This window comes from Methyloceanibacter sp. wino2 (assembly GCF_003071365.1).
Lineage (GTDB): Bacteria > Pseudomonadota > Alphaproteobacteria > Rhizobiales > Methyloligellaceae > Methyloceanibacter.
The window spans coordinates 2,831,982-2,853,152 of the sequence record NZ_CP028960.1 but is presented as its reverse complement, the minus strand read 5'-3'; the positions used below and the strand labels follow the sequence as shown (position 1 = coordinate 2,853,152).

Here is a 21,171-nt window from a genome sequence, read left to right as displayed (position 1 = left end):
GACCGTGGCTTCGGCATCTACAGCAACGGCACTGTGTAGTTCACGATGGTCCGGAACTGGGTGAGATCATCGCTCGGCAAGGCATCGTCGAAGACCGTCCAGTCGATGTATTCGACCTCGACGCGCAGGCCCTGCAACGCCCCGCGCGGCGGCTCGTAGACAAAGCGGAGATCGAGTTCCTGCTGGTTGGAGAAGTCTCCATTCGTCACAGGATCTTCGATCCCCCAGCCCTTACCGAAGGCTGCCTTGAACTTGACGCCGTGCAAGCCGAGGCGCGCGAAATCGTAGGATAAAGACAGGAGAAAGGCGTCGACACCGGCCTGCTCGAAGTTCGTCACCAGCATCCCGGCGTAGGAGGCGCTGTAACCGAACGGCTTCTGAATACTGGCTTCGTCACCGGTCTTGGACACCGCCCCTTCGACCACGAGGCCCCGGTAGCTCGCGACGAAACGCGCCGAGGCCTGATAGGTCTCATATGGCGCACCTGGGATCATCGAGGCGCCCACCGTGCGCTGATCCAGAATATTCGCGCCCACGCGCAATTGCGGCCCGCGCCCGCCATTGCCCTCGCCGAACGGCAGAAGATAGTCGATCTCACCGTAGGCCGTGTTGAGCGTGTCGGCGATCCAATAATTGGTGCCGCCGATGTTGAAGCCGTTCTTGTGGTAGCTCGCACCGGTGATGAGAACCCCTTCGTCTTGCGGGACGCCGAGCCCTTCGCTGAACGGGATGAAGTTTGCCTGATCGCGCGGCTTGTATTGCGTGAGATAGGAGGCGATGTAGTCGACGGTCTGGTCGGGGCCCTGGTCGTCCGGCACCAGAACGATGCCCTCGAAGGTGATCGGGATCATCCGCGAGTCGTAAGGGTTTACGTAGGGCGTCCGCACGATCTGACGCCCGACGGTCACTTGCTGACCGGCAAACCGTATGCGGCCGTTGAGCTGGCCCAGTGTCGTGATCTGATTGCCATCCCATGACAGATTGAGTGACCTCCCGGCAGCCGCGTTCGCGTAGAGCGGCTGTGACGTGTAGAGGACGCTCCGCAGCTGGAAAAAGTCGGCGAGATAACCGGACTCGAGGGAGATCGAACCGCCCGTCGTGAAGGCTTTCGGCGTGCTGTACCCGAAATCATGTTCGTCGAACCAATAGGTACGGTTGTCGAGGCGCATAGAACTGTCGCGAATAAAGGCCGGCAGATTGGGCCAACGCGTCTGCCGCGCCGCATCGAGACGCACTTCGCGCGGGTCCACCATGGGCGCCGGCCCCCGCAGATCATCCCGCGGGTGCAGCGGTACCGTAAAGCCTTCTCGAATGGGGCTCAGGGCCTCGCCGGCATTCGACGGGATAGGATAATCGAGGGCTTCCTGCGCCGGGGCGAAAGACGGCGCGGCGCAAACGAAAACAGTCGCTGCGAAGACGGCAAGATATCGGATTGCCCGCCCCGGCCCATGCCGCCTCACTGGATTGCCCTCTTTGATTCCCCCGTCGGCCCGCCACCAGTCTACCGCACCAGGCCCGATTCCGGCCCTGATATCACCATCCGGCAAGGCCATGCTGGGAGGATGGACTCGCCGCCCGCCTGCCGTTAAGCCCCTGGCTTTGCTAGGATCGCCTCCACCAGACTCACCAACCGCCCCAAAAGACAGCCTGATGTTGACACAGACCCGCCGCCGCGCGCTCGGCATTCTCCTGGGCACACTCGCCGGCTCCCGCTTGCTGGCACTTCCCTTGCCCGCCAGAGCCCAAGACGAGAAGCCGGAAGACGAAGAGCCGGACGACGAGACCGCGTCCGAACCGGACTGCTTCGACACCAAGACCTTCGGAGGCTGGACGGCGCAGGCCAGCGATATCAGCGCGGGCGCAATTCAGAACAATATTGCGGCGGTCGATCCCAAGACCTGCACTGTTCTGCTGAGCGCCGAGGTCAATTCGGAGTTCGTCGGACGCATCTTTCTCGAAGGCAGTGCCGAGGGGACGGCGTTGCCGGAAACGCTGCTCCTGGACCCGGACAGCCGCTTCAAGGCCACAGCCCCCGGCAGCGACGTGGTCGTGGATACCCCGCTCTGCGGCAACTGCACCGACATCTACGACAACACGGTCGGGATCGTTCTACCGCTCGCGACAGCGCCCTTGCTCCGTGACGCAGATAGCATGGACATCGTGCTGCATCTTGCGCGCCAGGACGCGGACTGCCGCTTCTCGCTCGACTGCAAGGTTTTGCGGCAGGCCCTCGACTGGGCGACCGCACGGCGCGACGCACTGGCGACCGAACGCGACAACAAGCAGTGCGCCTCGGCAGAAGGCTGTTTCATCACCACGGCCTGCTGCGAGGCTCTGGGACTGCCCGACGACTGTTTCGAGCTCCGAACCCTCCGCCGCTATCGCGACGATGTCCTAGCCGAGCGCGCGGGTGGACCCGCCGAGATCGCACGCTACTACGACTTGGCGCCGCGGCTTCTCAAACGGCTTCGCGCGAACGCAGATGACCCTGATAAGGCCCTGCTCCGTGTCTATGCCCGCTACGTCCTTCCGGCCGCGCTTGCGGCCCGGTTCGGTCTCGACCGGGTCGCCTACGCGCTCTACCGGCGGATGCTGGCGGCGATGTCCCGCCCGCATCGCGGGTCGCCCGGAAAGGCGTAACGAGACGTACCCGAGCGCCGATCCACTAAATTTCAATACCCCTACAATTGTCGGGAACTGAACTTCCCGTTCGCGCATTGGGTCTCAAGGAGCGCCGCCACTCGGCAGGACCGAGGCGGCGTCCTCACGGGCTGTCAGCGGGCCCCAGCGCGGCACCAAAAGAGGTCTTGGCTGCCGCGCATTGGGCCGACGGTCTGGGGAACGGGGGCGTGAGGCGCGTACGGACCGGCTTTCAAGCTCGGGACGCTGCCGCCAAAAGAGGGAACTTCTTCGATGCCTGAATTCAGCCTGCCATTGCCGACGAGTCCGTCTCGCAACCCCGTCACGCATCCCGTCCACCGGGCGACGGCGTTGCTCCAGGAAGCGCTGCACGAGTCCCGGCGCGCCACCTTCACCCAAGAGTTCGGCGAGGTCCGCGGCATCCACCGCCTGTCCGCACCGCCCGCGGCCGAAGTGTTCGTCGACGCCGATACGACCGCCGACTTCGTCTCCCCGCCGGCCAATCTCGACTTCGTCGAGGCCTATCTCGGCCGTCAGGCCGGCGAGCCACGGCAGGACGTCCCGGAGAGCCCTCACGCAGGCGAACGCGAGGATGGCAAGACGGCGGCAACCCAGCAGCGTCGCAACATGCAGGCCCGATCGACCCAAGCGGCCGACCCTCAACTTCGGGGGCTGATCCGGGACTTCAAGGAACGGCAGCGCAGAGCCGGCCTGATCGTCGCAGGCTCGGTCGTCTCGGCGGTGACCCTGACGGTACTGACGATCGCGCTTGTGTTTGCGCTCGCGGCCTAACACCGGACGCCGCCGTGCCTACCCTATGCGGGCACGGCGTCGGTGCGATGGGCGCGTGCTAGACGACGTCCCGGCGTCTGAGCTCGACTAGAACGCGCTCGGCCAAGACTTCCGGCGTCAATTCGCTCGTATTCAGATCGAGTTCCGGCGACTCCGGGCGTTCGTAGCTCGAGTCGATACCGGTGAAGTTCTTGATCAAACCGGCGCGCGCCTTGCGGTACAGGCCCTTCGGATCCCGGGCTTCGCAGACCTCGAGCGGCGTATCGACATAGATCTCGATGAACTCGCCTTCACCGACCATGTCGCGCGCCATGCGCCGCTCCGAGCGGAACGGTGAGATGAACGACACCATCACGATGAGACCCGCATCGACGAACAGCCGAGCCGCTTCCGCGACGCGCCGGATGTTCTCAACCCGATCCGCATCCGTGAAGCCGAGGTCCTTGTTGAGCCCGTGGCGAATGTTGTCGCCGTCGAGCATGTAGGTGTGGCGGCCCAGCGAATGCAGCCGCTTCTCGAGCGCGTTGGCGATGGTCGACTTGCCGGACCCGGACAGACCGGTGAACCACAGCACACAAGGCTTTTGTCCCTTGAGGCCCGCACGGGATGTTTTGTCGACCGACAGTTCCTGCCATTTGACGTTCGTGGCGCGGCGAAGACCGAACTCGACCATACCGGCCGCGACCGTCGCGTTCGTGAAACGGTCGATCAGAATAAAGCTGCCAGTCTCGGGGTTGTCGCCATACGGATCGAAGACGAGCGGCTTGGTCATGCTGAGATTGCACAGCCCCACCTCGTTCATTTCCAAGGTCTTGCCAGCGACGTGATCCAGATTGTCGACATTGAGCTTGTACTTGAGCGACGACACCGTGGCCGTGGCGCTCTGGGTGCCACACCGGATCGTGTAGTTGCGCCCCGGCAGCATGGCCTCTTCGTCGAACCAGATGATCCTCGCGGCAAGCTGATCCGCGACGGACGGTTCGGAGTCGGGTGTCGTGATCACATCGCCCCGGCTTGCGTCGACCTCCTCCGCGAAGGTCAGCGTCACCGCATCCCCTTCCTGCGCGGCATCCAGATCGCCATCGGCCGTCACGATCCGCGCGACATGCACGCGCTTGCCGGACGGATGGATGACAACCTCGTCGCCCGGCGCGATGCGGCCACCGGCTACGGTGCCCGAGACCCCGCGGAAATCCAGATGCGGCCGGTTCACCCACTGCACCGGGAACCGGAACGGATCCTTGTCCCGGCTGCGGCTGACCTCGACCGTCTCCAAATGTCCGAGCAGAGTCGGGCCGTGATACCAGTGCATATGAGCGCTGGGGGCCGTGACATTGTCGCCCTTCAAGGCCGAGACCGGGATGGCCTCGATGGATTCGAAACCCAGAGGCTCGGCGAAAGCCGTGAAGTCGTCCACGATCGCCTGGAACTGCTCCTGGTCGAAATCGATCAGGTCCATCTTGTTGACGGCCAGCGCGACCTTCTTGATGCCGAGCAGTGACAGGATGCAGGCGTGGCGACGCGTCTGGGTCAGCACGCCCTGGCGCGCATCGATCAGGAGCACGCCGAAGTCGCAGTTCGACGCGCCGGTCGCCATGTTCCGTGTGTACTGCACATGGCCCGGCGTATCGGCCACGATGAACTTCCGCTGGGGCGTCGAGAAATAACGATATGCCACGTCGATCGTGATGCCCTGCTCGCGCTCGGCCTGGAGACCGTCGACAAGGAGTGACAAATCGATCTCCGCACCCATGGTCGAATTAGGCCGCTTCGACTCCCGTTGCACGTTCTTCAACTGGTCTTCGAAGACGAGCTGGGAGTCGTAAAGAAGACGGCCGATCAGCGTGCTCTTGCCGTCGTCCACGCTTCCGCAGGTCAGGAACCGCAAGAGGCCGCGATCTTCCTCGGCGACGAGACGCGCAGCGAGCCGGTCGCTGGCACCGTCGTTCGTGCCGCCAACAACACTAAGACGTGCCATTAGAAGTAGCCCTCCTGCTTTTTCTTCTCCATCGACCCGACCTGGTCGTGATCGATGACGCGTCCCTGCCGTTCCGAATGGCGGGATGCGATCAGTTCTTCAATGATCTCGGGCAATGTCGTCGCTTCGGATTCGATGGCGCCGGTGAGCGGATAGCAACCCAGCGTGCGGAAGCGCACTTTCCGCATCTGCGGCGTCTCGCCCTCTTCGAGCGGCAGCCGGTCGTCGTCCACCATAATCAGCGTACCGTCGCGCTCGACCACGGGGCGTTCCTTCGCGAAATACAGCGGCACTACCGGAATGTCTTCCAGGTAGATGTACGTCCACACATCAAGCTCAGTCCAGTTGGACAGGGGGAACACGCGCATGCTCTCGCCGGGATTCACCTTGGTGTTGGCGAGGTGCCACAGCTCCGGCCGCTGACGTTTGGGATCCCAGTTGTGGGAGGCGTTCCGGAACGAATAGACACGCTCCTTCGCGCGCGACTTCTCTTCGTCGCGGCGCGCACCGCCGAAAGCCGCATCGAAGCCGTATTTGGCGAAGGCCTGCTTCAAGGCTTCGGTCTTCATGATGTCCGTGTGCAGAGCACTTCCGTGCGTGATCGGCGAAATGGCGTTGCGAACGCCTTCCTCGTTGATGTGAACCGTGAGGTCCACCCCGAGGCGCTTCGCTTCCGCATCCCGGAACGTGATCATCTCCCGGAACTTCCAGGTCGTATCGACATGGAGCAGCGGAAACGGCGGCTTGCCGGGATAGAAGGCCTTCATCGCCAGGTGCAAGAGCACCGCCGAGTCCTTGCCGATGGAATACAGCATCACCGGGTTGCGAAACTCCGCGGCAACCTCGCGCATGATGTAGATGCTTTCCGCCTCGAGCTGGCGGAGATAGGACGAAAGAACCTGCTTCATAAATCCGTACTCATACGTGTCGTCTCAGGCTCCTTATCCGAGCCAATGTCTCGTTCCGTGCCCGCACCGTTCTGTGCCTTGGCAAATGCTTCCGCTTTCCGTTTTGCGATGAGGTAGCGGTACGCGCTGACGGGCAGCAGCGCAAGATAGACCAGGGACCCCACAAACAGGGTCTGGGCTGGATAGGTCAAGAGCAAGGCAACAAAAAGAGCCGCCAGAACAAAAAGGGGCGGCACATATTCGCGATGGATGCGCTGGCCCACCATCTTGATGGAGAACGTCGGCACGTTCGACACCATCAGCAGCGCCACGCCAATCGTGTAGAGCAGCACCAGGGGCGTGAGGCTGGGCCAATGAAGCCCCAGATCCTGGGCGTAAATCGGCAGCAGGACGATGATGGCGCCGGCCGGCGCGGGCACGCCCACGAAGAAGGATTTCTTCCAAATGGGCTGATCGGTCTGGCTGAGCGAGACGTTGAAACGGGCCAGGCGCAAGGCAGAACAGACCGCAAAGATCAGGACCGCGACCCAGCCGAGGCTGCGCAGATCCTCCAAGGACCAGGCGAAGAGGATGATCGCCGGCGCCACGCCGAAATTGACGAAATCCGCGAGGCTGTCCAGCTCGGCCCCGAAGCGCGTCGAGGCTTTGAGGAGGCGCGCCACGTGTCCGTCGATCCCGTCCAGAAAGGCCGCGAAGACGAGCGCCGCCACCGCCATGTCCCAACGATGCTCGATCCCCATACGGATCGCGGTCAGCCCCGCACACAGCCCGACCAGCGTGAAGATGTTGGGAATGAGAACACGGATGGGGACCTCGCCGCGCACCAGCAGCCGCTGCCGCAGCTTGCGGTCGTCGCGATCCGGATCGAAAGGAGGAAACATCGGCCCCTACGCCCTTCCCTTGGCCTCGCCCGGCAGAACGGCAAGCACCGTCTCGGCGGAGATGGCCGTTTGACCGACCTCGCCCAAGACGTCGCTGTCCTGCGGCAGATAAAGATCCACACGGCTTCCGAAGCGGATCAAGCCGATCCGCTGTCCGGCCTCCAGACTATCACCATCGCCCACAAAGGGGACTATCCGGCGCGCGACCAGGCCGGCAATGAGGACCACACCGATCTTGGTGCCCGACTTGGTTTCGATCACGAAGGCCTGGCGCTCGTTCTCCTCGCTCGCCTTGTCGAGCTCGGCATTGAAGAAGGCGCCGTGCACATACGTGCTGTGGATGATCTTGCCGCCGACCGGCGCACGGATGATGTGCACGTCGAACACGGACAGGAACACGGACACGCGCGTCAGCTCCGCCGTCCCCAGCGCCAGCTCGCGCGGCGCCATGACGTCTTCGACCACGGCCGACACTTTGCCGTCCGCCGCGCTTACCACGAGCCCCGGCCGATCCGGCGTCACGCGTTCCGGATCGCGGAAGAAATAGGCGCAGAACACGGTCAGAAGCGCGCAGAGCCAGCCGAGCGTCGGCGCGAACAAGAAGAAGACCAGCGTCGCGATCGCGCCGATGGCCACGAACTTGTAGCCATCCGGATGGATGGGCACGAAGGCGTTCGCAATAGTATCAAGCAGGTTGTGCCGGTCGTCCATAACCTCTCCCGTTCCCGTGGCTAGCTCGACGCCAGCATCTCGTCCTCTTCAAGCCGGTCGCCGTCAACAGGCTCTTCCGGCGAACCGGTACCTTGACGTCCGTCGTGCTGTTCTTCAGCGTCTTCGGCTTCGCGTGCATGCGCCAAGATTTCGCGAGCCTCGTCCGCTTCGCGCTGGCGAGCCCACAGGCTCGCATAGAGGCCGTCCTTGGCCAGAAGCTCGGCATGCCGCCCCTGCTCCACGATCCGCCCCTGGTCGAGCACGATGATGTTGTCCGCATGCACCACGGTCGAGAGCCGGTGCGCGATGACGAGGCTCGTGCGGTCGCGCGCCACCTGCTCGAGCGCATCCTGGATTTCTTTCTCGGTATGGCTGTCGAGCGCGGACGTCGCCTCGTCCAGCATCAGAATAGGCGGCGCCTTCAGAATTGTCCGGGCGATCGCCACGCGCTGCTTCTCGCCGCCGGATAGTTTCAGACCGCGCTCACCGACAAGGGAGTCGTAGCCTTGCGGCAGCGCCAGAATGAATCCATCGATCTGCGCCAGCCGGGCCGCCTCGTGAACTTCGGCCTCGGTCGCATCAGGGCGCCCATAGCGGATGTTGTATTCGATCGTGTCGTTGAACAGCACCGTGTCCTGCGGAACCATGCCGATCGCCGCGCGCAGCGAACGTTGCGTCACGTCCTGGATGTTCTGTCCGTCGATCGTGACCTCGCCCTGGTTCACCTCGTAGAAGCGGAACAGGATGCGCGAGATGGTCGACTTGCCCGCGCCGGAGGGCCCCACAATGGCGACCATCTTTCCCGGAGGCACCTCGAAGGAAATGTCTTTCAGAATGGGCCGGCCCGGCTCGTAGGCGAAGGAGACGTTCTTGAAAGCAATTGCGCCGTTGTCGACGTGCAGCGGCTTCGCGTCCGGATGGTCGACGATCTCGGCGGGCTCCTTCAGCAGCGCGAACATGGTCTCCATGTCCACCAGTCCCTGCTTGATCTCGCGATAGACCATGCCCATGAAATTCAGCGGCATGAAGAGCTGGATCAGAATGGCGTTGATCATCACAAAGTCGCCGACGGTCAGGATGCCTTGGGAGACGTCCCGCGCGGCGAGCAGCATGCACACGACCATGCCGGTGCTGAAGATGATGGCCTGTCCGGAGTTCAAAAACCCGAGCGTGGTGAAGGTGCGGACCGCCGCCTTCTCGTAGCGTGCCATGGACGCATCGAAGCGCCGGGCCTCGAGATCCTCGTTGCCGAAATATTTGACCGTCTCGAAATTGAGCAGGCTATCGACGGCCTTGGAGTTGGCCTCCGTGTCGCTCTCGTTCATGTCGCGGCGAATGGCGAGGCGCTTCTCGGTGGCGAAGAAGGTGAACCACACATAGGCCACGACCATTACGAACAGCACGGCGACATACACCCAGCCGAAGTACCAGGCGACAAGCCCCGCGATCATGACGAGCTCCACCGCCGTCGGGATCATGTTCAGGATCGCCATCCGCAGAATCGTGTCGACGCCGTTCACACCGCGCTCGATCACGCGGTTCAGCCCGCCCGTGCGCCGTTCCAGGTGGAACTTGAGAGACAGGCTGTGCAGATGACGGAAAGTCCGGTTCGCGAGCTGGCGAACCGCATTCTGGGTCACGACCGTGAAGATCACGTCCCGGAGCTGGGCAAACAGCACCATCAGGATGCGCCCGACGCCATAGGCCACGATCAGCATGGCCGGGACGATCGCGAGACCCAGGAAGCCCGTGCCCGCCGCGGCGCCCGAGCCTTGCTCGGCGCCGGTCAGGTAGTCGACCGCGTTCTTGTAGGCGATCGGGACCGCCAGCGTGACCACCTTGGCCAGCACCAGTGCGACGATCGCCAGGACCACGCGCGTCTGCAGATCGCGCCGCCCCTTCTGCCAGACATAGGGCAGCAGCTCGCCTAAGACGGACGTCTGGCTGGCCCTGCCCGAGAGCAGGGCGTCGCTGGTCGATTGCGGCAGTCGATCTCTCATAAAAACGGCTTTACTTTCAACGGTCTATCGCGCCGCGCTCTCGCTTGTACCGGTTGGATGCTCAAGGCGCGAGGCCGCGGCCGCTAAAGTGGGCGGGGTCGGTCGCGCATCGGAAAAGGGGCAGCCTTCACGGCCGCCCCCTCCATGCCTATCGATATAGCCCGCGTGCGGCCCAGCGCCAAGCCCGCTGACCGCAAGTCCGCCGGGGTACCCGTTACTCAGGACGGGGCGGCGGAGCGGCCAAATCCTCCGGATTCGGCGGGGTGAGCTTCAGCCGGAACATCGCGGTCGCGGCGGGCATTTGGGTCTTCTCGTCGAACTGCTGGACTCGCACCAGATGCACGGCGTCATCCAGCTGGATCTCATCCTCGGTGCTCCACGTGCTCTCGCCTTCCGGCACCTTCACCAACGCGAAGGGCCGGCCGTCTACGAAGATGTGTAGGTCGAGGCCCGGGATGGCCTTGCCCGACATCTTCAAGGTTCCGGGACCGTCCTCCCCGCGCTTGTAGTCGACGACATCCACCTTGATCGGCGCCTTGTGAGAGGCCGACGATGCGGACCCGACCACATCGGCGTCCGGCGCGGCGTCCTCCGCCAGGGCCCCGGTGCCCTGGAAGAGACACACCGTGGCGGCCATCGCGGCCACACCTGCGAGTATTCTGAACGCATTCATTGTACTTGTTTCCTCGTTCGCTCAACCGTTTCGGTCTGTTGTTGCGGCGGCACTGTCGCGGTGATCGCGCCACAAGCCGCCCTGCCGGGCTGAACCCTATCCAATCGTTCACGCCACTGCCACACCGATCGGCAAGAAGCATATGCCACTCGGATTCTTGACGATTCACCCGAGCCGATGCCAGATGCCGGCAAACAACCAGCCGCCTTAGGGGGCATGCCGCAGGAGCTTTCATGACCCAACATCGCGGAAAAGTTGAGACCATCTGCGTCTATTGCGGGTCCGGCGCCGGACAGAATCCGGCCTTCACGGAAGCGGCCCGCGCGCTGGGAGAAGCGCTGGCGGAAGCCGGAACCAACCTTGTCTATGGCGGCGGAGACTTGGGGCTCATGGGCATTGTGGCCCGCTCGGTCATTAACAGCGGCGGCCACGTCACCGGCATTATGCCCGAATTCCTTCACGACCGCGAACGCATGCTCGTCGACGTGCACGAGTTGCACATCGTCGACACTATGCACGAGCGCAAGCACCTCATGTACGAGATGTCCGACGCCTTCGTTGCCCTGCCCGGCGGCATCGGCACGCTCGAGGAGTTCGTCGAGCAGCTCACCTGGTCGCAGCTCGGACAGCACAAAAAGCCGATTGTGCTGGTGAACATTCACGGCTTCTGGGATCCGTTGCTGGAACTCTTCGACCGGATGATGGAGCACAACTTCATTCGCTCCGGCTTCGAGCTCAAGATGAGCGTGGCCGACAGCGCGGAGGACGTACTGCCCGTCATCCACCGCTTGCTCGCGGAGATGGAAGCAGAGCCCGAGCCCGGTTATCGCGTAGTCGAAAAGCTCTAGGCAAAGAGTTCTAGGAAGGTGCCGGCGCGCCGTCGCGGATCAGCTTGTAGTTGATCGAGTCGAGCAGCGCCTCAAAGGATGCATCGACGATATTCGGCGATACGCCGACCGTGAACCAGCGGCGCCCCTCGCCGTCGCGGCTCTCGACCAGAACCCGCGTGACCGCGTCCGTGCCCCCGGTCAGGATACGGACCTTGTAGTCCACGAGCTTCAGATCATCGATATAGCTCTGATACGGACCGAGATCTTTGCGGAGCGCATTGTCGAGGGCATTGATTGGGCCGTTGCCCTCGCCCACCGACATCACCGAGTTGCCGTCGATGCGGGCCTTCACCGTCGCTTCCGAGACTGTCACCAGCTCACCGAGTGCGTTGTGGCGGCGCTCGACCATGACGCGGAACGAGTCGACATCGAAGAACTGGGGCACGGTTTCGAGCATGCGCCGCGCCAGGAGTTCGAACGAGGCTTCCGCCGCTTCATAGGCGTAGCCAACAGCCTCGCGTTCCTTCACCAGATCCACAAGACGGCCGACCCGGGGATCGTCCTTGGACACGGTCAGACCGATGCTCTCGAGCTGCGCCAGAATGTTCGACCGGCCGCCCTGGTTGGACACCAGCAGCTTGCGCACATTACCGACGCTATCCGGCGGCACGTGTTCATAGGTGCGCGGATCCTTCTTCACGGCCGAGACGTGAATCCCGCCTTTGTGCGCGAACGCCGCCTCGCCAACATACGGCGCATGCCGGTCGGGAGCCTGATTCAGCATCTCGTCCAGAACGCGCGAGGCATGAGTCAGTGTGCTGAGCTTCTCCGGCGAGATGTTCGTTTCGAAGCGATCCGCATATCCGCTCTTGAGCAGCAGCGTGGGAATGATCGACGTCAGGTTGGCGTTACCGCAGCGCTCGCCGACGCCGTTCAGCGTGCCCTGGATCTGCCGCGCGCCGGCGCGCACCGCCGCCAGCGAATTGGCAACGCCGTTGTCGGTGTCGTTGTGCACATGGATGCCGACATGATCGCCCGGGATGCGCGCCACGACGTCCGTCACGATCGCCTCGACCTCTTCAGGCAAGGTGCCGCCATTGGTGTCGCACAGCACGATCCAGCGTGCGCCCGCGTCATAAGCGGTCTTGGCGCATTCAAGCGCGTAGCCGGGATTGGCTTTGTAGCCGTCGAAGAAATGCTCGCAGTCCAGCAGCGCTTCGCGTCCCGACGCGACGACCGCCTCGACGGACTCCTTGATGCCCGCGAGATTCTCCTCGAGCGTGATCCCGAGCGCGACATCCACATGGAAGTCCCACGTCTTGCCTACAAGACAGATCGCATCCGCCTCGGCCGCGAGAAGCGCCTGGAAGCCGGGATCGTTGGAGATCGACCGCCCCGGCCGCTTCGTCATGCCAAAGGCCGTGACCTTGGCGCCGAGTTTGCGGTCCTTGGAAAAGAGTTCCGTATCGATAGGGTTCGCGCCCGGATAGCCGGCCTCGACATAGTCGAGACCGAGCTTGTCGAGCTGCTCGGCGATCAGCAACTTGTCCTCGAGCGAGAAGTCGACGCCGTGGGTCTGGGCGCCGTCCCGCAAGGTTGTGTCGTACAGGGAAAGAGTTTCGCGTGTCATGACCTACACCACACCGAAGACGAAGCGCAGCGCGAGCAGCACGGCCAACACGAGCACCGCCAGTTTGATCACGAGGTAAACGCCCTTCGAGCCCTTGAACGGGGTGTCTTTGAGGAAGTCGCTCATTGCACGGTCTCCGGCCCTGGCAGGGTCTTTTTCATCGTCGTATTGGACAGCCACTCGTCGCCACACCGGACGCTGTTGCGCTGCTGTGCGGTATAACCGCGCTTGTTGAAGAAATCGAAGGCGCTGTCGCTGGCGTCCACGCTCAAGTCCTTGGCGCCCCGGCCAGCCGCGATCTTCTCCAGCGCATCGGCCAGCAACGTGCCGACGCCGCGTTCCACCGCCGCGGGGTGCACGTAAAGGAACCCGACCTTGTTGTCCGTCTCGAGCGAGGCAAAGCCTACCGGCGATCCGCCCATGGTCGCGACGATCGTCGTGTGGCCGGCAACGGTCTTGGCGAAAGCATCCTCGTCGTTCGCGGACGCGATCCAGGCTTCCTGCTGCTCGACTTCGTACTCGTCCTGGGTCAACTCCATGATGCTCGCGCGAAAGATCTCCGCCAGCAACGGCGCCTCGCCGGGCAACATGGGCCGCAGCGCGAGTTGCGGATTGGCTTCGGCACTCATCGCGCCACCTCCCAGGTCGTTTTCAGCTCGCCCGTATCCGGGTCCTTCGCGTCCATCAAGACGATGCCCATGGCCTGCAGCTCGTCGCGAATGCGGTCGGCTTCGGCGAAATCTTTTGCTTTGCGGGCTTCGAGCCGGCCTGCGATCAGCAGATCCACGGCAGCAGCGTCCACCTGGTCGCCGCCGTGCAGGCTCTTGCGCTCGATATTGGCACGCTGTCCGGAAAAGCCGAGGAAGCCGAGCGCGGACCTAAGCGCCGCAAACTCTTTGGCGCCATGAAGCTTGTGCAACTCGGCGATGACCTTCGGCGTGTTCAAATCGTCCGACAGCGCATCGACGATCGCCTGCGGGACTTCGGACGCGGGCTCGTGGGCCTCGACGTCCCCGTACCAATCCCACAGCGTCTTGTGGGCCTCGTCGAGACTGACAAACGTCCAGTCGAGCGGCTGGCGATAATGGGTGCGGAACATGTTGAACCGGAGCGCCTCGCCCGGCCAGGCATAGCCCTGCCACCCGGTCAGCAGCTCGTGCACGGTGACGAAGTTGCCGAGGCTCTTCGACATCTTCTCGCCTTCCACCTGCAGGAAGCCGTTATGCATCCACACCTGCGCCATGATGTCGGTGCCGTGGGCGCAGCGCGACTGAGCGATCTCGTTCTCGTGGTGCGGAAAGGCGAGATCAATCCCGCCGCCATGGATGTCGAACACCTCGCCGAGATGCGCGGCGGACATGGCCGAGCACTCGATGTGCCAGCCTGGTCGTCCGGGCGTCTCGATGCCCCCCGGCGACGGCCAGGACGGCTCGCCGGGCTTCGACGGCTTCCACAACACGAAATCCATGGGGTCCTTCTTGAAGGGCGCGACCTCGACCCGCGCGCCCGCAATCATCTCATCCACGGATCGGCCGGAGAGCTTCCCGTAATCCGGCATCGACGAGACGCTGAAGAGCACGTGGCCCTCGGCAACATAGGCGCTGCCCTTGGCGATCAGGCGGTCGATCATGGTGCGCATCTGCTCGATGTGCTCGGTCGCGCGCGGCTCGACCGTGGGGTCGAGCGCCCCGAGGGCGTGCATGTCCGCGTGGAACTGCGCCTCGGTCTGCTCGGTAACCTTGCGGATCGCTTCGTTCAGCGGCAGGTCCGGATAGTCGCGGGCCGCGCGCGCGTTGATCTTGTCGTCCACGTCCGTGATGTTGCGGACATAGGTCACATGATCGGGCCCGTAGAGGTGCCGCAGCAAGCGGAACAGCACGTCGAACACGATGACGGGGCGCGCATTACCGATATGCGCGTAGTCGTAGACGGTCGGCCCGCAGACATAGAGGCGCACATTGCGCGGATCGAGAGGCGTGAAAGCCTCCTTGCTGCGGGTGAGCGTATTGTAAATCGTAAGCGACACTGACTAGGCCCTTCGGCTTGAGGCCCGCCGGATGTTCGTCGGAGATGGATGGATAAATAAAAAGAGGACGACCCGTGCGAGCTATTTTGCTAGCGCGGAATAATGCAGCCAGAAATGCTAAGGTTCGATTGCGGGTTCATCATCTTGGTCCCGCTTATGGCGGCAAACCGCCAAATCGTCAAGCAAACCATCTTATTCATGCCGCATTGACCGAAGATTCTTTGCGCGCATAATGTGCAATTGAGGTTTCCCCAAGGATTGGATTGACCGTCGTGAGGATCCATCGCGGTTTTCGGCGTGTTTTCGCGCCAAGCGCGGCGCATCCGGCGCCTTTTGCAGCGCGGGCCATTGCCGGCCTGGGCGTGCTGGCGCTCGGCTGCCTGACGCTCTCCGGCGACGGCTTCGCCCAGTCCGAGCAGGATATCCGCTGCATGCAGCTGCAGCAGGAACTGGATGCGGCCAGCGGCGGCGGCGGCAACAATCCTGAGCTGATCTCGCTCAATCAGGAAATCAACCAAGCGACACAGGCGCACCGGGCCGTGAAGTCGGAAATGGACCGGGCCGGCTGCTATGAACGCATGCTCATCTTTGGGCGGGCGCTGAAGCGGACGCCGCGCTGTCTCAGCCTCAATGCCCGCGTCGAGGACGCGCGGCGCCATGTCGAACGCCTGCAGGCGCAGCGCGCCTCCCTAGGGGGCGGCGGCAACCGGCGGCGGCAGCAGGAACTCCAGCGCGCCATGCAGCAGAACGGCTGTAGCGGCGCGCCGCAGTCAGGCGGCGGAATCTTCGACTTCTTCGGCGGCCCCCGCCAGGAATACCAGACGCCGATCTATCGCAGCATCAATCCCAACGGCCGCTATCGGACCGTGTGCGTGCGCCTCTGCGACGGCTTCTATTTCCCGATCCACTACTCCACCTACGGCAGCCAGGCCGGCCAAGACGCGCAGAAGTGCCAGGCCAGCTGCGCCGCGCCGGCCGAGCTCTATGTCTACCGAAATCCCGGCCAGGAAATCGAACAGGCCATCTCTCTGAGCGGCTCGCCCTACATGGATCTGCCGGTGGCCCTGCGCTACCGCAAGGAGTTCGTGAAGGGCTGCTCGTGCAAGAAAGCCGAGTACAACCCCATGGAGATCGAGGCGGCGAACAAGAGGGCGCAAGGGATGCCGGCCGACGGCGCGACCCAGGCTTCCGCCGCGCCAGCAGCACCGGCGGCGCCTCAAGCGCAGCCCGAGCCGAGCGGACCGCCGCCGCAGCTCAATCTGGATATCGGAGGCACGTCGCCGTCCGAGCTGCAGATCACCCCGCCGCCACAGGCGGCTCAAAACGGCGCACCGAGCTTGCAGGTCCCCGTGCCCCCGGGCTTCCAGCCACCGCCGGCTGCAGCCCAAGCGCCGGCCCAGCCCGCGCCGCAAGCCTCGTCCGAAGCCCCGCCTCAGGGTCAGTCTTCGTTCGTCAAGAAATCCGCGCCGACCCCGAACTAGCGGGCGTGCCTATGCGGCCTCGCCGCGAAGGCGCTTAAGCGCCCGCTCCCGGCCGATCAACGGCAGCAACTGCTTGAGCTCAGGGCCATTCGGCCGGCCAGTCAACGCCAGCCGCAACGGGTGGAACAAGGCCTTGCCTTTCGCTCCCGTCTTCGCCTTCACGTCGGCGGTCCAAGCGCTCCAAGTCCCCTCGTCCCACGGCTCGGACGGCAGCAAATCCGCCGCCACAGCGCAGAAGTCCGGGTCTTCAACGACCGGCTCGATCGGGCCCGTCACCACGGACCACCAGCCCTTGGCGTCGTCCAGCACATCGAGGTTGCCCCGCACAGCGTCCCAGAACGCTTCCCCGCCGGTCACGCCCTGTTCCTCGAGACGCGCGGCAACGTCGGAGAACGGCAAGGCATGCAGCAGCTTGGCGTTCAGCAGGCGCAACTCGTGCACATCGAAGCGGGCCGGTGCCCGCGATAGCTTTGCGAAGTCGAAGGCCTCGGCGAGCACGTCCAAGCTGTCGTGGGGCGCAATCGGGTCGCTGGTGCCGATCGTCGCCGCATAGCTGACCACGGCGAGCGGTTCGAGCCCCTCCTCGCGCATGCCCTGGATGGACAGGGACTTGTCGCGCTTCGACAAGGCCTGCCCCTCGGCGCCCACGAGAAGGTTGTGATGCCCGAAATCGGGCGCGACCGCGCCCAGCGCCTCGAAAAGCTGAATCTGCGGGGCCGTGTTGGCCACATGGTCCTCGCCACGAATGACGTGGGTGATGCCAAGATCGATGTCGTCGACCACGCTCGGCAGCGTGTAGAGGAACGTGCCGTCGCCGCGGATCAGGACGGGATCAGACAGGGAGCCCGCATCCACATGCTGTCGACCCCGCACGAGGTCTTCCCAGACCACGTCGCGCGGCTCCAGCTTGAAGCGCCAATGGGGTTTGCGACCCTCGGCCTCGAACGCCGCCCTGTCGTCATCGGTCAGCTCAAGCGCCGCCCGGTCGTAGACGGGCGGCCTGCCGCGCGCGAGCTGACGCTTGCGCTTGAGCTCCAGCTCTTCGGGAGTCTCGTAGGCCGGATAAAGACGGCCCATCTCTTTCAGCGTCTCGACGGCCGCGTCGTACCGCGCGAGCCGGTCCGACTGCTTGACCTTCTCGGACCACGCGAGGCCCAGCCAGGCGATATCCTCTTCGATGCCGCGCGCGAACTCTTCCGTCGAGCGTTCCTTGTCCGTGTCGTCGAGGCGCAGAATGAATTTCCCTCCGGCCTTCCAAGCGAACAGCGCGTTGATGATCGCGGTGCGGATATTGCCGGCATGCAGCCGTCCCGTGGGGCTCGGCGCGAAGCGGACGGTGACACTCATCTAGGTGGTCTCGCGGAACTTGTTGGTGATCGGATAGCGCCGGTCGCGGCCGAAATTGCGCTCGGTGATCTTGACCCCAGGCGCAGCCTGGCGGCGCTTGTACTCGGCGAGATAGAGCATGCGCTCGACCTTTTTCACGGTCTCGATGTCGTGGCCGCGCTCCACGATCTCAGGGACGGAAAGCTCCTGCTCCACGAGGCAATTGAGAATGTCGTCCAGCACCGGATAAGGCGGCAGGGAATCCACGTCCCGCTGATCGGGTTTCAGTTCCGCCGACGGGTCCTTGGTCAGGACATTCTCCGGAATGATCACGCCGTCGGGCCCGAGGCATCCCTTCGGCCGGTTCTGATTGCGGTAGCGCGACAGAGCGTAGACCTGTCCCTTGTAGAGGTCCTTAATGGGATTGAACCCACCATTCATATCGCCGTACAAGGTCGCGTAACCAACGGAAACCTCTGACTTATTTCCGGTCGTCAGCACGAGCGGCCCGAGCTTGTTCGACACCGCCATCAGGAGCGTGCCGCGTGTGCGCGATTGCAGATTCTCCATCGTGAAGCCGTCCGGCGCACCGCCCAGTATCTCCGCCAGGCAAACGCCCAACCCCTCGACGCCGTCATGGATCGGCACAATGTCGTAGCGGACACCCAGCGCCTTCGCGATCTGCTGCGCGTCCGTCAGGCTCTCGCTGCTGGTGTACTCATACGGCAGCATGATGCAGTGGACGCGATCAGCGCCCAGCGCATCGACGGCCATGACAGCGCACAGGGCCGAGTCGATGCCGCCCGAGAGGCCCAGAACCACGCCGGGAAAGCCGTTCTTGTTGATGTAGTCGCGCAGGCCCGTGACGCAGGCGAGATAGTTGGCCGCCTCGCCCGTTTCGATGCCTGCGATCTCGCCTTGCGCGCAGCGCCAGCCGTCCGCGTCGCGGTGCCAATCGGTGACAACCGCCGCATCTTCCCAAGCCGGCACTTGCACCGCGCAGGTTCCGTCTGCGTTGAGCACGAAGGAGGCGCCGTCGAACACGAGCTCGTCCTGTCCACCGAATTGGTTGAGATAGACGAGCGGTCGCTTCGCCTCGGCCACGCGCGCCTCCGCCATGCCGTAACGGATCGCCTGCTTGCCCATCCAATAGGGCGAGCCATTGGGAGCGATCAGGATGTCGGCGCCGGCCTCGGCCAGGGACCCGCAAATGCCCGCCTCCCAGATGTCCTCGCAGATGGGGACACCGAGCTTCAGCCCCCTGAACGCAATCGGCTCCGGAATCGGCCCCGGCGCAAACACGCGCTTTTCGTCGAACACGCCGTAGTTCGGCAGGACATGCTTGTAACGCACCGCGGCGATGCGGCCCTCCTCCAGCAACGCCACCGCGTTGTAGACGTCATCGCCTTCCGCCCATGGCAAACCCATGAGCATGGCCGGACCGCCATCCTTGGTGCGGGCCGCCAAGTCCTCGCAGGCGGCGCGCGCCGCGCGCTGCAGGGCCGGCTTCAATACAAGATCCTCGAGCGGATAGCCGGTCAGGAAGAGCTCGGAGAAGACCACAAGGTCCGCGCCGGACGCGGCAAACCCCTCCCGAAATCGCAACGCGGTCTCGAGATTGCCTTCGAGGTCGCCCACGACCGGGTTGGCCTGCGCGAGCGCGAGCTTGAATGAGTCCTTGGTTTCACTGCCCATGGAGTCAACTCAATTGGATGAATTGCGGCGACCGAAGCCGGGCTGCCCCTGAAACGGGGCGTGCGCAAAGCCCGCCCCCCGCATCCCGACTACTCGCCAGCCGCGACGGAGACTTGAGGCATGGGCCGGCCTTCCCGCTCGCGGCGCAGACGCTCTGCCACGATGAAGGCCAGCTCGATGGACTGATCGGCATTTAGCCGGGGATCGCAATGGGTGTGGTACCGGTCCGACAGATCGGTTTCGGTGACCGCCTTCGCGCCGCCGACACATTCGGTGACGTTGTTGCCGGTCATCTCCACGTGGATGCCGCCCGCATGAGTTCCCTCGGCGCGATGCACGTCGAAGAAGGCTTCCACCTCCTTGACGATCAGATCGAAAGGCCGCGTCTTGTACCCGCTGCCGGCCTTGATCGTGTTGCCGTGCATCGGGTCGCAGGTCCACACAACCGACTTCCCTTCGCGTTTCACCGCTCGGATCAGCGCCGGGAGATGGTCGCCCACCTTGTCCGCGCCGAAACGGCAGATCAGCGTCAAGCGTCCGGGCTCATTCTGCGGGCTTAGCAGATCGATCAGCCGCAGAAGCTCGTCCGAATCGACGCTCGGTCCGCACTTCACGCCGATCGGATTCTTGACCCCGCGCAGGAATTCAAGATGCGCATGGTCGAGTTGGCGCGTCCGGTCGCCAGCCCACAGAAAGTGGCCCGACGTGGCGTACCAATCGCCCGATGTGGAATCGATCCGGGTCAGCGCCTGCTCGTAACCGAGCAGCAGTGCTTCGTGGCTCGTGTACAGGCTCGTGGACCGCAGCTGCGGCGTGTTCTCAGGTGTCAGCCCGATCGCGCGCATGAAGCGCAGCGTTTCGGCGATGTGATCGGAGAGTTCCTGATAGCGGTGGCCCGCCGGGCTGTCTGCGACAAAGCCGAGATTCCACTGATGCACGTGCTCGAGATTCGCATAGCCGCCTTGCGAGAACGCGCGAAGCAGATTGAGCGTCGCCGCGGCCTGACGGTAGGCCATGTGCATGCGCTGCGGATCGGGATTGCGATCGAGCTCCGAAAAATCGATGCCGTTGATGATGTCGCCGCGATAGCTCGGCAGCGAGACCCCATCCGAGGTCTCGGTGGACGACGAACGCGGCTTCGCGAACTGGCCGGCGATGCGGCCGACCTTCACCACAGGCGACCCGCCCGCATAGGTGAGCACCACGGCCATCTGCAGAAAGACGCGGAAGAAGTCGCGAATCGTGTCCGGACCGTGCTCCGCGAAGCTCTCCGCGCAGTCGCCGCCCTGCAGCAAAAAGGCCTCGCCTTGCGCGACGCGGGCGAGCTTGGCCTTCAGCTCCCGCGCCTCGCCTGCAAAAACCAGCGGCGGAAACGTGGCGAGCTGCTGCTCGACCTCGGACAGGGCTGCGGGATCCGGGTAGTCCGGAACCTGCTCAATCGGCTTTGAACGCCAGCTATCGGGGCTCCAACGCGGTGCCATTCTCATTCTCCAGTTAAGTCCCCGCTATATAAGCACTTGAAATGACTGTGGCTAGCAGGGGATCGCGATCACTTCTCTATCGCGGGGCCTGCCAAATAACCGATAATGACGCGGGAAGG

General features: G+C 63.8%; 18 protein-coding genes. 4 read left to right on the top strand and 14 right to left on the bottom strand.

Annotated elements, in window-relative coordinates; genetic code table 11:
• Positions 1-17: 17 nt before the first annotated feature.
• Positions 18-1,253 carry an OprD family outer membrane porin gene (locus DCY11_RS13520; protein WP_159080033.1) on the bottom strand — a complete coding sequence of 412 codons (1,236 nt, stop codon included), beginning with the start codon at positions 1,251-1,253 and terminating at the stop codon, positions 18-20.
• A 397-nt stretch (positions 1,254-1,650) separates the two neighbouring features.
• Between DCY11_RS13520 and DCY11_RS13515 the strand changes: the two genes are divergently transcribed.
• The gene (locus DCY11_RS13515; protein WP_159080032.1) at positions 1,651-2,640 is read left to right on the top strand and encodes a CFI-box-CTERM domain-containing protein; all 990 of its coding nucleotides are present in this window, start codon (positions 1,651-1,653) and stop codon (positions 2,638-2,640) included.
• Between the two features lie 273 nt (positions 2,641-2,913).
• Positions 2,914-3,432 carry a hypothetical protein gene (locus DCY11_RS13510; RefSeq protein ID WP_159080031.1) on the top strand — a complete coding sequence of 173 codons (519 nt, stop codon included), beginning with the start codon at positions 2,914-2,916 and terminating at the stop codon, positions 3,430-3,432.
• 58 nt (positions 3,433-3,490) lie between these two features.
• Here the strand turns inward: DCY11_RS13510 and cysN are convergent, their stop codons facing one another.
• The 6 genes from cysN to DCY11_RS13480 form a co-directional block, all read right to left on the bottom strand.
• A complete protein-coding gene (cysN, locus tag DCY11_RS13505) occupies positions 3,491-5,410 on the bottom strand; it encodes a sulfate adenylyltransferase subunit CysN (RefSeq protein WP_108683318.1) in 1,920 nt (639 codons plus the stop codon).
• Entirely contained in the window at positions 5,410-6,318 is a 909-nt protein-coding gene (gene cysD, locus DCY11_RS13500) for a sulfate adenylyltransferase subunit CysD (RefSeq protein ID WP_069445003.1), read from the bottom strand. Before cysD ends, cysN begins: the two co-directional genes overlap by 1 nt.
• Positions 6,315-7,199, bottom strand: a complete 885-nt coding sequence (gene pssA / locus DCY11_RS13495) for a CDP-diacylglycerol--serine O-phosphatidyltransferase (protein ID WP_108683317.1) — start codon at positions 7,197-7,199, stop codon at positions 6,315-6,317. The genes cysD and pssA overlap by 4 nt, the downstream gene beginning before the upstream one ends.
• A 6-nt stretch (positions 7,200-7,205) precedes the next feature.
• A complete protein-coding gene (locus DCY11_RS13490; protein WP_108683316.1) occupies positions 7,206-7,910 on the bottom strand; it encodes a phosphatidylserine decarboxylase in 705 nt (234 codons plus the stop codon).
• Positions 7,911-7,930: 20 nt separating this feature from the next.
• Complete coding sequence (locus DCY11_RS13485; protein WP_108683315.1) at positions 7,931-9,910, bottom strand: ABC transporter ATP-binding protein/permease; 1,980 nt, start codon at positions 9,908-9,910, stop codon at positions 7,931-7,933.
• 214 nt (positions 9,911-10,124) lie between these two features.
• A complete protein-coding gene (locus tag DCY11_RS13480; RefSeq protein ID WP_159080030.1) occupies positions 10,125-10,583 on the bottom strand; it encodes a hypothetical protein in 459 nt (152 codons plus the stop codon).
• A gap of 233 nt (positions 10,584-10,816) precedes the next feature.
• Here DCY11_RS13480 and DCY11_RS13475 point away from each other — a divergent pair, with 233 nt between their 5' ends.
• Complete coding sequence (locus DCY11_RS13475) at positions 10,817-11,431, top strand: TIGR00730 family Rossman fold protein (protein WP_108683313.1); 615 nt, start codon at positions 10,817-10,819, stop codon at positions 11,429-11,431.
• A 10-nt stretch (positions 11,432-11,441) separates the two neighbouring features.
• On the opposite strand, the gene cimA is transcribed toward DCY11_RS13475, so the two are convergent.
• Genes cimA through cysS form a run of 4 tightly spaced genes read right to left on the bottom strand, consistent with a single transcriptional unit; the run spans position 11,442 to position 15,069 of the window.
• Positions 11,442-13,043, bottom strand: a complete 1,602-nt coding sequence (cimA, locus tag DCY11_RS13470; protein ID WP_108683312.1) for a citramalate synthase — start codon at positions 13,041-13,043, stop codon at positions 11,442-11,444.
• A 3-nt stretch (positions 13,044-13,046) separates the two neighbouring features.
• Positions 13,047-13,169, bottom strand: coding sequence for a hypothetical protein (locus tag DCY11_RS16070; RefSeq protein WP_256385624.1), 123 nt, complete (start codon positions 13,167-13,169; stop codon positions 13,047-13,049).
• Positions 13,166-13,672, bottom strand: a complete 507-nt coding sequence (locus DCY11_RS13465; protein ID WP_108683311.1) for a GNAT family N-acetyltransferase — start codon at positions 13,670-13,672, stop codon at positions 13,166-13,168. The genes DCY11_RS16070 and DCY11_RS13465 overlap by 4 nt, the downstream gene beginning before the upstream one ends.
• Positions 13,669-15,069: a cysteine--tRNA ligase gene (cysS, locus tag DCY11_RS13460; RefSeq protein ID WP_108683310.1), complete on the bottom strand. Its 1,401-nt coding sequence runs from the start codon at positions 15,067-15,069 to the stop codon at positions 13,669-13,671. Before cysS ends, DCY11_RS13465 begins: the two co-directional genes overlap by 4 nt.
• Positions 15,070-15,341: 272 nt before the next feature.
• On the opposite strand from cysS, the gene DCY11_RS13455 reads away from it, so the two are divergent.
• Positions 15,342-16,550, top strand: coding sequence for a DUF2865 domain-containing protein (locus DCY11_RS13455; RefSeq protein WP_159080029.1), 1,209 nt, complete (start codon positions 15,342-15,344; stop codon positions 16,548-16,550).
• A gap of 9 nt (positions 16,551-16,559) precedes the next feature.
• Here the strand turns inward: DCY11_RS13455 and gltX are convergent, their stop codons facing one another.
• The 3 genes from gltX to DCY11_RS13440 all read right to left on the bottom strand — a co-directional run bounded on the left by gltX (position 16,560) and on the right by DCY11_RS13440 (position 21,052).
• The gene (gene gltX, locus DCY11_RS13450; RefSeq protein WP_108683308.1) at positions 16,560-17,897 is read right to left on the bottom strand and encodes a glutamate--tRNA ligase; all 1,338 of its coding nucleotides are present in this window, start codon (positions 17,895-17,897) and stop codon (positions 16,560-16,562) included.
• Complete coding sequence (locus tag DCY11_RS13445) at positions 17,898-19,571, bottom strand: NAD+ synthase (RefSeq protein WP_108683307.1); 1,674 nt, start codon at positions 19,569-19,571, stop codon at positions 17,898-17,900.
• 89 nt (positions 19,572-19,660) lie between these two features.
• Positions 19,661-21,052 (bottom strand): class II 3-deoxy-7-phosphoheptulonate synthase, encoded by a 1,392-nt coding sequence (locus tag DCY11_RS13440; RefSeq protein ID WP_108683306.1) that lies wholly within the window; start codon positions 21,050-21,052, stop codon positions 19,661-19,663.
• Positions 21,053-21,171: the final 119 nt, after the last annotated feature.

Bases quoted from the DNA above. Each gene is read 5' to 3' on its own strand.
- DCY11_RS13475 (WP_108683313.1), top strand. From the start codon at position 10,817: ATGACCCAACATCGCGGAAAAGTTGAGACCATCTGCGTCTATTGCGGG.
- gltX (WP_108683308.1), bottom strand. From the start codon at position 17,897: ATGAGTGTCACCGTCCGCTTCGCGCCGAGCCCCACGGGACGGCTGCAT.
- cimA (WP_108683312.1), bottom strand. From the start codon at position 13,043: ATGACACGCGAAACTCTTTCCCTGTACGACACAACCTTGCGGGACGGC.
- DCY11_RS13465 (WP_108683311.1), bottom strand. From the start codon at position 13,672: ATGAGTGCCGAAGCCAATCCGCAACTCGCGCTGCGGCCCATGTTGCCC.
- DCY11_RS13445 (WP_108683307.1), bottom strand. From the start codon at position 19,571: ATGGGCAGTGAAACCAAGGACTCATTCAAGCTCGCGCTCGCGCAGGCC.
- DCY11_RS13480 (WP_159080030.1), bottom strand. From the start codon at position 10,583: ATGAATGCGTTCAGAATACTCGCAGGTGTGGCCGCGATGGCCGCCACG.
- cysD (WP_069445003.1), bottom strand. From the start codon at position 6,318: ATGAAGCAGGTTCTTTCGTCCTATCTCCGCCAGCTCGAGGCGGAAAGC.
- DCY11_RS16070 (WP_256385624.1), bottom strand. From the start codon at position 13,169: ATGAGCGACTTCCTCAAAGACACCCCGTTCAAGGGCTCGAAGGGCGTT.
- DCY11_RS13485 (WP_108683315.1), bottom strand. From the start codon at position 9,910: ATGAGAGATCGACTGCCGCAATCGACCAGCGACGCCCTGCTCTCGGGC.
- DCY11_RS13515 (WP_159080032.1), top strand. From the start codon at position 1,651: ATGTTGACACAGACCCGCCGCCGCGCGCTCGGCATTCTCCTGGGCACA.
- DCY11_RS13490 (WP_108683316.1), bottom strand. From the start codon at position 7,910: ATGGACGACCGGCACAACCTGCTTGATACTATTGCGAACGCCTTCGTG.
- pssA (WP_108683317.1), bottom strand. From the start codon at position 7,199: ATGTTTCCTCCTTTCGATCCGGATCGCGACGACCGCAAGCTGCGGCAG.
- DCY11_RS13440 (WP_108683306.1), bottom strand. From the start codon at position 21,052: ATGGCACCGCGTTGGAGCCCCGATAGCTGGCGTTCAAAGCCGATTGAG.
- cysN (WP_108683318.1), bottom strand. From the start codon at position 5,410: ATGGCACGTCTTAGTGTTGTTGGCGGCACGAACGACGGTGCCAGCGAC.
- DCY11_RS13510 (WP_159080031.1), top strand. From the start codon at position 2,914: ATGCCTGAATTCAGCCTGCCATTGCCGACGAGTCCGTCTCGCAACCCC.
- DCY11_RS13520 (WP_159080033.1), bottom strand. From the start codon at position 1,253: ATGGTGGACCCGCGCGAAGTGCGTCTCGATGCGGCGCGGCAGACGCGT.